Source organism: Draconibacterium mangrovi (assembly GCF_010586825.1).
Taxonomy (GTDB): Bacteria; Bacteroidota; Bacteroidia; order Bacteroidales; family Prolixibacteraceae; genus Draconibacterium; species Draconibacterium mangrovi.
Genome location: NZ_JAAAGB010000003.1, coordinates 42,550 through 55,947, shown reverse-complemented (window position 1 = coordinate 55,947; position 13,398 = coordinate 42,550). Strand labels below are relative to the sequence as shown.

At 41.9% G+C, this 13,398-nt stretch carries 13 protein-coding genes; 7 read left to right on the top strand and 6 right to left on the bottom strand.

Translation table 11 applies throughout. The features are described 5' to 3' along the window. Positions 1 to 4: 4 nt before the first annotated feature. A complete protein-coding gene (locus tag G4420_RS23235) occupies positions 5 to 406 on the bottom strand; it encodes a class I SAM-dependent methyltransferase (protein ID WP_204273647.1) in 402 nt (133 codons plus the stop codon). Positions 407 to 474: 68 nt separating this feature from the next. Then, complete coding sequence (locus G4420_RS09685; RefSeq protein WP_163323452.1) at positions 475 to 2,100, bottom strand: PepSY-associated TM helix domain-containing protein; 1,626 nt, start codon at positions 2,098 to 2,100, stop codon at positions 475 to 477. A gap of 203 nt (positions 2,101 to 2,303) precedes the next feature. Here G4420_RS09685 and G4420_RS09680 point away from each other — a divergent pair, with 203 nt between their 5' ends. The 6 genes from G4420_RS09680 to G4420_RS09655 all read left to right on the top strand — a co-directional run bounded on the left by G4420_RS09680 (position 2,304) and on the right by G4420_RS09655 (position 8,537). Beyond that, positions 2,304 to 3,923, top strand: coding sequence for a thiamine pyrophosphate-dependent enzyme (locus G4420_RS09680; RefSeq protein WP_163323451.1), 1,620 nt, complete (start codon positions 2,304 to 2,306; stop codon positions 3,921 to 3,923). Positions 3,924 to 3,929: 6 nt separating this feature from the next. Next, a complete protein-coding gene (locus tag G4420_RS09675; protein ID WP_163323450.1) occupies positions 3,930 to 4,511 on the top strand; it encodes an indolepyruvate oxidoreductase subunit beta in 582 nt (193 codons plus the stop codon). A 281-nt stretch (positions 4,512 to 4,792) separates the two neighbouring features. Further along, on the top strand, positions 4,793 to 6,082 hold the full coding sequence (locus G4420_RS09670; RefSeq protein ID WP_163323449.1) for a hypothetical protein: 1,290 nt from the start codon (positions 4,793 to 4,795) through the stop codon (positions 6,080 to 6,082). A 187-nt stretch (positions 6,083 to 6,269) separates the two neighbouring features. After that, positions 6,270 to 6,701 carry a hypothetical protein gene (locus tag G4420_RS09665; RefSeq protein WP_045029533.1) on the top strand — a complete coding sequence of 144 codons (432 nt, stop codon included), beginning with the start codon at positions 6,270 to 6,272 and terminating at the stop codon, positions 6,699 to 6,701. Between the two features lie 104 nt (positions 6,702 to 6,805). After that, positions 6,806 to 8,104 (top strand): phenylacetate--CoA ligase family protein, encoded by a 1,299-nt coding sequence (locus G4420_RS09660; protein ID WP_163323448.1) that lies wholly within the window; start codon positions 6,806 to 6,808, stop codon positions 8,102 to 8,104. Positions 8,105 to 8,108: 4 nt separating this feature from the next. Then, positions 8,109 to 8,537, top strand: coding sequence for an ACT domain-containing protein (locus G4420_RS09655; protein ID WP_163323447.1), 429 nt, complete (start codon positions 8,109 to 8,111; stop codon positions 8,535 to 8,537). Between the two features lie 106 nt (positions 8,538 to 8,643). Here G4420_RS09655 and G4420_RS09650 read toward each other — a convergent pair whose 3' ends face one another. Further along, entirely contained in the window at positions 8,644 to 9,333 is a 690-nt protein-coding gene (locus tag G4420_RS09650) for a class I SAM-dependent methyltransferase (protein ID WP_163323446.1), read from the bottom strand. A gap of 359 nt (positions 9,334 to 9,692) precedes the next feature. Here G4420_RS09650 and ppgK point away from each other — a divergent pair, with 359 nt between their 5' ends. Then, positions 9,693 to 10,427: a polyphosphate--glucose phosphotransferase gene (gene ppgK / locus G4420_RS09645; protein WP_163323445.1), complete on the top strand. Its 735-nt coding sequence runs from the start codon at positions 9,693 to 9,695 to the stop codon at positions 10,425 to 10,427. 23 nt (positions 10,428 to 10,450) lie between these two features. Here ppgK and G4420_RS09640 read toward each other — a convergent pair whose 3' ends face one another. The 3 genes from G4420_RS09640 to G4420_RS09630 are packed head-to-tail and all read right to left on the bottom strand — an operon-like array spanning position 10,451 to position 13,232. Then, the gene (locus G4420_RS09640; RefSeq protein ID WP_163323444.1) at positions 10,451 to 11,503 is read right to left on the bottom strand and encodes a serine hydrolase domain-containing protein; all 1,053 of its coding nucleotides are present in this window, start codon (positions 11,501 to 11,503) and stop codon (positions 10,451 to 10,453) included. A 28-nt stretch (positions 11,504 to 11,531) separates the two neighbouring features. Continuing rightward, entirely contained in the window at positions 11,532 to 12,620 is a 1,089-nt protein-coding gene (locus tag G4420_RS09635) for an acyltransferase family protein (RefSeq protein ID WP_163323443.1), read from the bottom strand. 21 nt (positions 12,621 to 12,641) lie between these two features. Further along, positions 12,642 to 13,232: an ankyrin repeat domain-containing protein gene (locus G4420_RS09630; RefSeq protein WP_163323442.1), complete on the bottom strand. Its 591-nt coding sequence runs from the start codon at positions 13,230 to 13,232 to the stop codon at positions 12,642 to 12,644. Positions 13,233 to 13,398 lie beyond the last annotated feature (166 nt).

Below are 13,398 nucleotides of genomic sequence, written 5' to 3'. Positions count from 1 at the left end.
CAGCCTACTTTTTCATGTCGGGGAGCCAGCCAATAACACCGTACGAGGTATATACGATATCAAATTTTTCATCAAGCACTTCGGGCAATTTGTACACATCGCTTTGAATGAACTGAGCGTTGGTTCCGACCTGTTCGTTCAGCTGCCGGGCTTTTTCAATGGCTTTTTCCGAAAAATCAACTCCTGTTGCCATTGCGCCGTGCCTCGCCAGCGAAATAGTATCTTGCCCAAAATGACATTGCAGGTGAAGGATCTTTTTACCCTCTATGTTTCCCAACAGCTCAAGTTCAATGGGATTTAATGAATCTTTTCCTTTTATAAATGCTTCAACATCGTAAAAATCCGATTTATAATGAATATCCGTTTTTTCGTTCCAAAGTTTTTTGTTGATATTGATATAATCCATTCGATTGCGGTTGTGCGTTTATAATCAGCCTCAGCGGAAGCTTTTCATTTAATTGCTAATATAGAATTTTATTTTTTTCGCTTTTCTTTCTTTTTCCGAAATACCATCCACCACAGGAAGAATCCGCTAATAATTACCAGCATAAGGCAAATCCCCGCTAGTGGAACGAATAAGATATAGAAACTACCCACCAGGTGCTCGAAAATTCGGCCGGTGTGTATTTCCAATGCCACATTCCACAACGACATGGACGAAGCTTTACGTACTTCATCTGGCATGGCTGCAAACGGCTGCGGCTCGTTTTGTGCATTGAGTACGATGGCACCTCTGCTGTAGTCGAACCACCAGCTTTTGTTTCCCGATTGTACAAACCCGGCAACGGTGTTGGCGCCGATGGGGCGAACCATTCCTTGAGGGGTTTGGTATGGCTTCCCGGTAAACAGGTCGGCAATCATTCCGTTTTTCGTATTCCAAACAAACATACCGCTAAACGATCCAACCATCAGGTAGTTATCGCCCATTGATTCCAGTACATTACAACCCATAACACTTACCGGAGGCTGAACCGGGGCAGGGATGAGTTTGTCGCTAAGTTTCTCATCAGCAAAGAAAAAACCATCAACGGTAGAGAATATATAACGTCGGTTGGCAGCATCCCAGTGGATACGGCGCAGTTTATCGAACCACGGATTCGGACTGTCGAGATGCGTGCCCGGAATAATACCTACCTGTTTATTGGCAATTGGAATTAATAAAGGTGGTCGCAGGTGCATCCCCGAAAACGTATTAATGAGCAGGAACAGCGCAAAAACATAACCCACTACGTTATGCCAGTTCAGGTTAAGCTTTTTAAACCTTACCAGTTTCTCAACGGATCCCGTTTCATCTTCAGAAATCTTCAGATTTCGGTTACCCACTAGAGAGGGAAGGGGGTGATCAACTTTTCCAAATTGAACCCCGATTTTTTTCTTCCTTCGTTTTATCCATTTCGGAAAGAAAAAATGCAGCAGCCCGGTAACCGAAAGCAGAATGGTTACCAGCCCCAGCAGGTCGACAAATAGTTTTCCGGCCAGTCCGAACAACTCTCCGCTGTGTAATTCCCAAAAGGTATTGAATAAGCCGGTTTTACGTTTGTAGTTTACAGGCTCGGGTAATTGTATCATTTCGAAATTTTGCCCGTCGGTACTTTCCAGCAAATAATGCCGTGTAAGTACCAGTAAGGTATTGTCTTTTATTTCCAGGTCGGCAATACGTTCTTTATCCACCGGTAGTTCCAGTTTTTGCCAGAAGCCGTCTGTTTTGCTTCGTTTGTATAAACCCAGGTGTGTTCCGGCAAAAAGTTCCTCCTTAAACTGAATGACGGAATAGATCTTCCGGTTGTCCATTCCTTTCGGAAATCCCTGGTTAAAATCTTCAAACTTTTGAAGATCATCATCTGTCTTCCAAACACCGATATTTCCGTACAGCAAATTGGCACCTTCCAATTGAATGGAACCACGAACCGCTGCCAGGTTCCAGTTTTTGTAGTGGTAATTTTTGGGCAGCAGGTTTCTGGAAACATCAACACCGGAAAACAGTTGCCGGTGGTTCATCACAATTCCTGACGCGGCAAAAAGAATAGCGATAAAGGCAATTATTATTGCCGGCCATTTATGTAGTTTTTTAAAGGTCTTTATCCAATTTTTTCGGGCCATACGGTAGTTCTTTGTTGCGCAAATATGTTTAACATTTGCAACTCGTGTTGTAACAATTGGTACAAAATGGAAAACATACCGCTTGCAACATAAAGTCATCAACGATTCCTAATTTGTATTCATTATAAAGACAAAACATGACATTCCTAATTGTATAAAAACCTCAAAGTAATACTTTTGTTGGCTTCGAAAATTAAACCAAAATGCAAAAAAATCTATTCTTAGGAGTTGAAGCCATCGGCCAGGGAGCCATTGATGGCGGAATTTCAGGGGTTTATGCCTATCCCGGAACTCCTTCAACCGAAATAACCGAGTTTATTCAGGCGAATGAGCTTGCTCTTCAAAAAGGTATTCGCAGCAAATGGTCAGCCAACGAAAAAACAGCTTACGAAGCCGCTTTAGGAATGTCGTACGCCGGAAAACGTAGCATGGTTTGTATGAAACATGTGGGGCTTAACGTGGCTGCCGATGCATTTATCAACTCAGCAATCACAGGTATTAACGGCGGTTTGATTGTTACGGTTGCCGACGATCCTTCGATGCACTCGTCGCAAAACGAGCAGGACTCGCGTTTCTATGGTAAGTTTGCTATGATTCCGATTCTGGAGCCAAGTAACCAGCAGGAAGCTTACGATATGGTTCGCGAAGGATTTGAGTTGTCAGAAAAACTGGAAGTTCCGGTGATGGTGCGTATAACCACTCGTTTGGCACACTCGCGTGCCGGAGTGATTCGCAGTGAAGTACTGCCCGAAAAAGAGGTGGTTTTACCAGCTGATCCAAGTCAGTTTGTTTTGCTGCCGGCCATTGCCCGCAGAAGATACAAGGGGCTGCTTGAAAAACAGGAACTGTTTGAGAAGACGGCAAAAAAATCGAAATACAACGAATACATAAAAGGCGAAGACAAAAGCTTTGGAATTATTGCCTGCGGCATTGCATACAATTACCTGAAGGAAAATTATCCGAAAGACGACTGCCTGTATACCGTACTGAAACTTTCGCAATACCCGGTTCCTCAAAAATATTTGGATAAAATGGCCAAACATTGCGAAGAGGTACTGGTGCTGGAAGAAGGTTATCCGGTTGTTGAAGAGCACATAAAGGCTGCATTTAAAAAGGATATTCAGGTTTCGGGGCGATTAAGTGGTGCTTTGCCACGCGACGGCGAACTGAATGCCGACCTGGTAGCCAAAGCACTGGGAAAAGAAACACAGCTTGGTGCCGATGTTCCGGAACTGGTAGTGAACCGTCCACCGGCATTGTGCCAGGGATGCGGCCACCAGGACATGTACAAAGCCCTGAACCAGGCGCTTGATAAATATACCAAAGGACGCGTTTTCTCCGATATCGGTTGTTATACACTGGGTGCTTTACCGCCGTATAAAAGTATATACTCGTGTGTTGACATGGGCGCTTCGGTAACCATGGCAAAAGGTGCTGCCGATGCAGGTTTGATTCCTTCCGTAGCTGTTATTGGCGACTCAACTTTTACGCACTCGGGAATAACAGGTTTGCTTGATGCCGTTAACGATGAAGCAAATATCGTGGTTGTTATTTCTGATAACGAATCGGTATCGATGACCGGTGGACAGGAGTCATCAGCACTTGGAAAAATTGAAAGCATTTGTACCGGAGTTGGCGTTGACCCAAATCATATTCGCGTATTAACTCCACTGAAAAAATACCACGATATGATGGTGCAGACTTTTGAAGAAGAGATTGCTTACGACGGTGTGTCGGTAATTGTTTTTCGCCGCGAGTGTATTCAGGCAGCGGCAAAACGTTTGCGCAAGGAAAAGAAAATGAAAGATAACCCCAATAAATAAGTAAAAATGAAGACAGATATTATATTAGCCGGAGTTGGCGGACAGGGAATTCTTTCCATTGCATCGATAATTGGCGATGCAGCCATTAACGAGAATTTGTTTTTAAAACAGGCCGAAACTCACGGAATGAGCCAGCGTGGCGGGGCAGTGCAATCTCATCTGCGTATTTCCGACTGCGAAATTGCTGCCGACCTGATTCCCCTGGGTAAAGCCGATTTGATTTTGTCGGTGGAGCCTATGGAAGCTTTGCGCTACCTGCCGTTTCTTTCGCCCGAAGGGTATGTGGTAACCAATACCACACCTTTTATCAATATCCCGAATTACCCGGATGTGGAAGCTGTTTTGGCAGAAATAGAAAAACAACCACGTTTTGTGGCTATCGATGCAGATAAAATTGCGGCAGAAATTGGCAACAAACGTGCATCGAATGTGGTGATGTTGGGGGCTGCTACTCCTTTTCTGAATATTGAACCGGAAAAAATAGAAGCCGGAATTGCACATATTTTCAGTAGAAAAGGCGAGGCCGTGGTAGAAATGAACCGGAAAGCTTTTAAGGCCGGTTTGGATTTTGCAATGGCAAACAAATAGAAAATTAATAACCATCTATAATAAACCCATTCCGGACAAGTGTTCGCGAACGGGTTTTTTTATGTGTAGTTTGAAATCAAAATAAATAAGCACTTTTGAGATTCAAATTGTAAATACAACCTTGGGCAGGCCTGTAAAATTGCTAATTTTGAGGCTCGTGATTAAGACAGCAACATATTATTTCTTATTAGAGTACTTCTGTTCTTACCCGAAGGGCTAATTCGCTTTCTTCGGGTGTGCAATCATTGTTCAATCAACAAAAACAACTAATCATTTTCGCAATGAAAAAATATTTATCATTAACCGCTATTCTGTGTCTGATTTCCATTTCTATAATGGCACAGGACGACAACAAAGTCACTGCAAAAAAATCATCGATCGAACTTTACGGTTTTATCCGAAGCGAGTATTATTACGATTCCTACAAAGGACTTAACGCTGCCCAGGACAATTTTTACCTTTTCCCGCTTTACAAAGGAGAGGATGCTGAAGGGAACGATCTCAATCATCAGGGGATTCATGGTTTTACCGCCATGGCAACCCGTTTTGGTTTTAACATTACCGGACCTGAAATTTTAGGAGCCAAATCATCTGCAAATTTCGAAACCGATTTTGCGGGAATTGTAAGCGAGTATCCCGAAGTGTTGCGTTTGCGAAAAGCATATGTAAAACTCGATTGGGAAAAATCATCGTTACTGATCGGGCAAACCTGGCATCCCTTATGGAATGGCAGCGGTGCCTTTTATCCGCAGGTAGGAGGTTTAAATACCGGTAGCCCTTATAACCCATTTAACCGCTCACCACAAATCGATTTCGATTATAAACTTGGGACTAAAACAACGCTGTCGTTAACAGCGCTGTATGAGCAGCAGTATACCACTCCGGGATTTTACGATGTGCCAAATACCAACTGCAAGAACCTTGCAAAACGTAATGCCGGAATCCCTGAGTTGGTGGCCGGTTTGTACTACAACGACAATGGAATTAGCCTCGGAATTGCTGGCCAGTTTAATGCTATAAAACCTATTGACGTAACTGAAGGTACAGACGGTAAATTTCAGAGCGATGAGCTGAACACCAGTTATGCCGTAATGAGTTATGGGGGTTACAAAAAAGATAAATGGTTCTTCTTGGTAAAAGAACTGGTTGGACAGAATTTGTCGAACATGCTGATGATTGGCGGTTACGGTGTAAAATCGTACGACGACAGAACCGGAGGAATGACCTACACCAACTATACCACATCAACTACTTTGGTGAATGTGGTTTACGGTATACAAAAGCAGCTGGGCCTGTTTGCCGGCTTATCAACTAATTTTGGTACAAAAGATGCCCTGTATAATTTCGATGGAGCAGCAAAAACTAAAGGTTTGATGCCAACCATGAAACAGGCATGGCGCATAGCACCGTATTACGCATATAACTTTAAAAACCTTCGGTTTGTAGCAGAATATGAAATTGATTCAGCTGATTACGGAACCGGAACTTTCGATTTTTCCGACGGACTTTTCGAAGATACGGTAAACGCCATCAACCACCGTATTCTGTTAATGCTGACCTATAATTTTTAAAGGATTACACAAAAATTCTGGCAGAAGGAGTTTGAAACCCCGGGGAAGAAAGATCGACGGAAGACACGGAATAAAATAACGGTACGGGTTTTGAGCGAATTGAAAATATGATTTCCGTTGGTGAATGTTTACCCAATAAACTTTAATTTTACGGAAACCATGTTGAATAAACTAAAAAACTACAATTATGGCATTTGAAATATCTGTTTTTCTCGAGAACAAAATAACCCATTTCGAGGCGATTACCGCGCTGTTGAAAAAAAAGGGAATCAACATTCGAACGCTTACTTTAAATAATATGGCGCACGGATGGGGCGTATTAAGTTTGCTTGTCGACCATCCTGATGAAGCCTATAAAATTCTTACCGACCACGGAAATTCTGTGGCTATGAAAGAGGTGATTGCGCTTGAAATGAAAGATGAAGCGGGTGGTTTGGACGAGATTCTGGTGAAGATCGCACGTGCCGGAATTCACATCGAAAGTGCTTATACGCGACTTATTGGCGAAAATAATATGGCGGTTCTTCTACTTGAAGTTCCCGATGTTTTGGAGGCCATTCGTCGTCTGGAAATCAACCATGTTAAAATTCTTGACGACAAAGTGGTTTACGGAAAATAGCAACTACCGAAATGCCCGGTTGTAGACCAATAAACAACATGTAAAACCAAAGAAGCAGTTAGAAATTATAAATTCCTAACAGTTACTAAGATCAACTAAATTTTATGATTTGGAATGAAAAGATAGAATGCGCCTCTCGCGATGAGATGGCCGCAGTTCAAAGCGAACGTCTAAAACAAACCGTTCAGCGTATTTACCACAATATACCCAGCTACCGCGCCAAAATGCAGGAAATTGGAATGCTGCCCGGCGATGTGCGTTCGGTAGAAGATTTAAAAAAACTGCCGTTTACCAATAAAACCGACCTGCGAGATAATTACCCTTTCGGAATGTTTACCGTGCCCATGAGCGAAATTGTGCGTGTGCACGCCAGCTCGGGAACTACCGGAAAACCAACCGTTGTCGGTTACACCCGAAACGATCTGAGTATGTGGGCCGAAGTGGTTACCCGCTCGTTGTGTATGTCGGGTGTAACACGTAACGACATTGTGCAGGTGGCATACGGTTATGGTCTGTTTACTGGCGGTTTAGGATTACACTATGGTACTGAAAACCTTGGAGCAACCGTAATTCCTATTTCGGGTGGAAATACCCAAAAGCAAATTCAGCTGATGCAGGATTTTGGCTCGTCGGTAATTGCCTGTACACCATCGTATGCTTTGTTTTTGGCCGAAGTGATGCAGGAAATGGGTATCGATCCGGAAGAGCTGAAGCTACGTGTTGGTATTTTTGGTGCCGAGCCATGGAGCGAAAGCATGCGCAAGGAGATTGAAGCCAAATTAAAATTGAAAGCCATCGATATTTATGGATTGAGTGAAGTGATTGGCCCCGGAGTTTCGTGCGAGTGTGAGCACCAGGTGGGCATGCACGTAAACGAAGATCATTTTATTCCTGAAATTCTCGATACGGAAACATTGCAGCCCGTTGCACCTGGCGAAGTGGGAGAGTTGGTATTTTCAACCATCACCAAGGAGGGAATTCCTATATTGCGCTATCGTACGCGCGATCTTACCCGCTTGATTTACGACAAATGCGAGTGCGGACGTACATTGGTGCGTATGGAAAAATGTAAAGGCCGCTCGGATGATATGTTGATTATTCGCGGAGTTAATGTATTCCCGTCGCAAATTGAAAGTGTATTGCTCGAAATGAGCGAAACTGAACCACACTACCTGCTAATTGTGGAGCGCGAAGGTACGCTCGATGTGCTGAAATTGATGGTGGAAGTGCAGGAGCAATTCTTCTCGGATGAAGTACGCGAACTGGAAAAACTGAAAAAGAAAATTACGCATAATATTCAAAGTACGCTTGGGATTTCAGTAGATGTGAAACTGGTGGAACCAAAAACCATTGAGCGTACTGCAGGAAAAGCAAAACGTGTAATCGATAACCGTAAAATCTAAAGTCATGATCATCAAACAAGTATCTGTTTTTTTAGAGAATAAGTCAGGACGATTAAACGAAGTGACAAAAATACTGGCCGATGCCGAAATAAATCTGTCGGCGTTTACCATTGCCGATACTTCTGATTTCGGGATTCTACGCATGATCGTTTCCCATCCGGATAAAGCATGCGCGGTATTAAAAGAAAATGAGTTTTCGGTAAAAACCACTGATGTTGTTTTGGCCAAAACACCAAATAAACCGGGCAGTTTAAGCAAGTTGCTGGATATTCTGCAAAAAGAAGAGGTGTTTATCGAATACATGTATGCCTTTTCGATGAAAGATGAAGGGGCTGTAACCGTAATTCGCCCAACACGAGTTGAGCGTTGTGTGGAAATGTTGCAAAAACATAAAACCGAATTGTTGAGAGCTGATGAATTGTATCAGCTGTAGCTAATTTATCATTAAATTCGAAAGCGGATTTTTGGGGAAGTCACTTATTGGTTACCACCCGGAAATCCGCTTTTATTTTTTATATAAGCCAATGCTCACAGGCATTTCAATTTGATCCTTTAACAACTATTGCTCTTCCAGTTAATTTAATCGATCCATCCGACTCATAATTGATTCGCTGTTGGATGGTTTGCTTTAATTCATCTTGTAACTTTTTACTGAGTGACATTAAGAAACCCGGTGCGGGGCCTTGTCCGCTAAAAAAAGGATTCCAATAATCCTCGAAGTTCATAAAAACTGTTTCAATATCAAGGAAAGTGGATTCAACCTCTTTTAAACCAGCTCTTTTAAATTCTCTTGATAAATTTGCTGTATTACAAATGGTGAAACGCAGTCCCTCATCATAATCTCGTGATTTTGGATCAACCTTACAGGCTGCATCCCAGAAATACCGTAATAAATCCATTCTGTCAGAATAATCCCAAACGTAGGCTGCAACCACTCTGTTTGATTTTGCAACTCTTCTCATTTCAGCTAATGCACGATCAGGATTTGGAAAGAAATTAAATGCAAGTCCTGATACAACTGCATCGAAATTATCATTTGAAAAGGGCAATTTTTCAACATTTCCGACCTTACAGTCACACTTCCCTGATAGTCTTTTTTTTACTTCTTCAATATATCCTTCAGAAGCATCAACACAAGCTGTTTTATGAGGGGCGCAGTTTTGTTCAATTGCATTACTCAGGGCTCCGGTTCCGCAACCAACGTCGAGCCAATTCATATTGTTTGGCATATTCAACCAATTTAAAAATTCCGGGGCCATCAATGAACTCCATCGGCCCATAAAATATTCGTAAGAATCCCCATCATTCCATTTGTCTCTAATGCCTCCCATTATTTAAATTCTTTTATCAGGTTTTGTTTAAACCATTAATTAATACCGCCATTCGTAATTTCTGTTTTAAGCACTTAAAAATTTGTTTGTTATAATGAGAACAGATTTGGTGCTGATTAGTTCCCCTATGGACGGACAGAACATCTAATTTGCATTTTATTTCTATCCGGATTACGTAATTCTCATTTGCTAATTTAAAATTCATTGCAACTGAACGAAATCATTATCGTAAATTAGAAAATCAAAAACGATAAAAAATGGAAGTACTTGGAATTGATTTTGGCGGATCGGGAATTAAAGGAGCAATTGTTGATACAAAAACCGGAGAACTGGTTACAGAACGACATCGTATTGAAACCCCGCAACCGGCAACTCCTGATGCTGTGGCGGAGGTAATGGCAGAGCTTACTGAACATTTTAACTGGAAAGGTAAAGTTGGCGTTGGTGTACCTGCCGTAGTAAAAAACGGTGTGATGTTAAGCGCTGCAAACATCGATAACAGTTGGATCGGGCAGGAAATTAACAAACAATTATCCGAGAAGACAGGCTGCGAAGTAGAGTGTGTAAACGATGCCGATGCTGCCGGAATTGCCGAGATCCATTTTGGTGCCGGAGCCAAGACAAAAGGCATGGTGTTTTTACTTACTGTAGGAACCGGAATCGGGACCGTTATTTTTATCGATAAACACCTGGTGCCGAACCTGGAGCTGGGCCACCTCGAATTTAAAGGCAAAACCATTGAACGATACTCGGCTGATTCGGTTCGCAAAAGAAAAGACTTGTCGTGGGAAGAGTGGGGTAAACGTTTTAACAATGCGCTGGATTATTACGACAGGATGTTTAATCCCAACCTGTTTATTGTTGGCGGCGGTGTAAGTAAAAAAATGGACAAGTTTGAAGAATACATTAATGTTGATACTCCTGTTGTACCTGCTGAAATGGAAAACAACGCCGGAATTATCGGCGCTGCTTTAAATATGGTTTATAAGTAAGTTTTGGATCCTTTTGTTCTTCTTTATTTGTTGTGTTGGTGCTTCACAATTTTTACTACCCGTCGGTATACAATTTCCATTATACTCCAATGTAGTCCTTGAAAATCGGTGGTATTTACAAATTGAACAACAACCGTGTCAATGTCTTTGTGGTATTTGGCAATGCTCATATATCCCGGCATTAAGCCCGTATGTTCGTAAACGTAAATGGAGGAATAGATTTCCTGCTCGCCATTGTTAAAAACCGTACCGTTGTTTAATGCCCGCAGAAAAATACCAACATCTTCCGCACTGGCAACCATCGAGGTTAGTTTGGTTCCATAGTCTCCGGCTTTAATATCTTCTTCTATTCCAACGTAATATCCACTCATCACATCATCGATGTTTTCCTGGTTAACTGAGCCAAAAGTGTTTTTCAGGCCAAGCGGATCCAGAATTTCTTTTTTTATCGTCTGGAATACTTCTTTTCCGGTCACTTTTTCAATCAACATGGAAATCAACAAATAGTTGGTGTTCGAGTACCGATACTTGGCATCGGGGGCAAAATCGGCCGGTAAATCAAGCACACGTTCAAGTGCTTCCTGGCTGCTTGATGGTGGTTCTGCCCAAAAGTTTGGCGTATCGGTTAAATTGGGAATTCCACTTCGGTGCTGCACCATCATTCTCAGTGTAATTTGGTCGGCATTTTCAATTCTTCCCACCAATTCCGGAAAGTAATCGGCCAGCGTTTTATCCAGCGATAAACGCCCGTCGCTAACCAGTTTGGTTATGGCAACCGCGTCGTATAATTTGCTGATACTGGCTATTTTGAATAATGAATGTGGATCGGCCGGAATTTTGTTTTCCCGGTTTTTGTACCCGGCAGCATAAAACGCAGGTTCTTTCCCGGCTTCGTCAACATATACGATTATTCCGTCGAAACCGTATTTTATGCTTTTATCGAGTTGTTCCTGAACGGTATCAGGCAGTGGAGTGAGCATGATTCTGAGCAGTAACCATGGCACAAAAAATAGTGATATGGCGGTTCCGGTTAATAACATTATTCGTATTATTAATATTGTGTGTTTCTTTTTCATCTTAGCAATTTATTCAGTTTGAAGTATCTTATACGGCTTCCTGTAACAGTTTCTTTTCTGCTTTGTTGACTTTTGGTTTTAATCCAAACAATGGTCGTAAAAATCCAATTCTTCTTATCATAAATTCATAAATACCATAGCAAGTAACAAAAGTAAATGCGCATACTGCAACAAATTTAGCCATTGGCGGCAGTTGCGTGGGCAAAATTAGCAGTGAACCTGCATATAACGCAAACATATGAATTATGTACACAGGATAAGCAGCCTGGCTTAAATAACTGAGTGCTGCGCTTGGTTTGTTGAGGTATTGGTAACCCAGTCCGAAAATGCCAAATATCCAGCAGTTTGATTCGATGGCCATGAGATAAGCCGGCGAATTGGTTTCGAATAGCTGCACGCGGACGACGTATAAAACCACAGCTAAGCCAAGGTAGAGCCATTTCCATTTCGATATGGTTTGCCAAAATTGCTGTCCGCTGTATACAAACAGAAAACCAAAAAAGAAGGCCAGCAAACCAAGAAAAAAGCCATGCCATGTTTCTGCGTAAACAGAAAATATTTGAGGTTTTACAAGCAGCGTTTCAGCAATAAAAAATGCTGATAACACTAAAGGTCCAAATGGATTTTTCATTAAAGCAGACAGTGCTTTTCTGAATTTACCTTCCTTGTTTTTCATCAGGTAAAAAAACAACGGAGTTAATACCAACACATAAACAAAGATGTTTCCGAGGAACCACAAATGTCCCATGTGCGGGTAATAACCTAAAGGCAAATTGTAGAACTTCTGAAAAATGATAAAATGGAGAGGCGCAATGGCCAGTGCTCCAAAAATCAATGGAATAAGAATCCGGAGGGTACGTTCGGTTAGTAACTGTGCATAGTTGCGTTTTTGCATGGCAAAATACAAACCCATTCCCGATACGTAGAACAAGAGTGGAATTCGCCAAACGTTAAGTAAGGTCATCGGGTTCCACAAAGTTTCAAGGCTTTCGGTGCTTTTTATAAAGCCCACAAACATGGCCCACGGTTGAAATACAATGGCAATGTGGTAGATCAGTAATAACCCGATTGCCAACACGCGTAACCAATCAATATCGTATCTTCTTTCTGTTTTCATTTTCATTTAACTTTAAACTGATTACTGCAACATCATGGCAACTACAGGGCGGTTTTTTTCCACTTCCTCTAAATCGATGGTTATGCCGAGTGGCCCTAATTGTTGCTGCATCATTTGGTAAATGGGTTTCATATCGGCAAACGGAGCCAAAACAGATTCGCGGGCAGTTGCGCCGTAATTGTTTTTTAAGGTTTTGTCGGCTTTTGCATCAATAAGCATTTGCACAATTTCGAGGTGGCAGAAAAAGGCGGCAGAATGCAGGGCAGTCGATCCGTCGTTGTTTTTCAGGTTCAGATCGGCACCGGCGTCAATCAATGCTCTAGTAATTTCTTTTCTGCCAAACGACACCGCCGAAATTAATGGTGTTGAACCACTCATCTGGTCTTTTAAATTAATATCGCTTCCAGCTTCAATGTGTTGTTTTATGGCTTCGATGTTGTTCGACATTATTGCCTCTTGCATGCCGATTTTGGGCTTCTCAACTGTCGATTTTGCTTTTGTGCTGTTTCCTGTATTATTACTTCCTGAATTAGCGCACGACGTTAATACTAAAAGTAAAATGAACGAAAAACTTACTACCGTTTTTACTGAATTTCTTTTTAATGTTTTCATAATTCTAAATTTTAATGTTTTTGTTTTTGAAAATTGTTTTTACAAAGATGAGCCAATCGCAAACGCCTGATTTAAACCATATGCAGCGATAAGTGTTAAGTTTGAATCGGGTATGAAAACTATGATGCAATAATGCCACATTTGAAGCAAGCGGGCTTTTTTACGT

Excerpts from the sequence above, each read along its gene's own strand:
- G4420_RS23235 (WP_204273647.1), bottom strand. The coding sequence starts at position 406 with ATGGATTATATCAATATCAACAAAAAACTTTGGAACGAAAAAACGGAT.
- G4420_RS09685 (WP_163323452.1), bottom strand. The coding sequence starts at position 2,100 with ATGGCCCGAAAAAATTGGATAAAGACCTTTAAAAAACTACATAAATGG.
- G4420_RS09680 (WP_163323451.1), top strand. The coding sequence starts at position 2,304 with ATGCAAAAAAATCTATTCTTAGGAGTTGAAGCCATCGGCCAGGGAGCC.
- G4420_RS09675 (WP_163323450.1), top strand. The coding sequence starts at position 3,930 with ATGAAGACAGATATTATATTAGCCGGAGTTGGCGGACAGGGAATTCTT.
- G4420_RS09670 (WP_163323449.1), top strand. The coding sequence starts at position 4,793 with ATGAAAAAATATTTATCATTAACCGCTATTCTGTGTCTGATTTCCATT.
- G4420_RS09665 (WP_045029533.1), top strand. The coding sequence starts at position 6,270 with ATGGCATTTGAAATATCTGTTTTTCTCGAGAACAAAATAACCCATTTC.
- G4420_RS09660 (WP_163323448.1), top strand. The coding sequence starts at position 6,806 with ATGATTTGGAATGAAAAGATAGAATGCGCCTCTCGCGATGAGATGGCC.
- G4420_RS09655 (WP_163323447.1), top strand. The coding sequence starts at position 8,109 with ATGATCATCAAACAAGTATCTGTTTTTTTAGAGAATAAGTCAGGACGA.
- G4420_RS09650 (WP_163323446.1), bottom strand. The coding sequence starts at position 9,333 with ATGCCAAACAATATGAATTGGCTCGACGTTGGTTGCGGAACCGGAGCC.
- ppgK (WP_163323445.1), top strand. The coding sequence starts at position 9,693 with ATGGAAGTACTTGGAATTGATTTTGGCGGATCGGGAATTAAAGGAGCA.
- G4420_RS09640 (WP_163323444.1), bottom strand. The coding sequence starts at position 11,503 with ATGAAAAAGAAACACACAATATTAATAATACGAATAATGTTATTAACC.
- G4420_RS09635 (WP_163323443.1), bottom strand. The coding sequence starts at position 12,620 with ATGAAAACAGAAAGAAGATACGATATTGATTGGTTACGCGTGTTGGCA.
- G4420_RS09630 (WP_163323442.1), bottom strand. The coding sequence starts at position 13,232 with ATGAAAACATTAAAAAGAAATTCAGTAAAAACGGTAGTAAGTTTTTCG.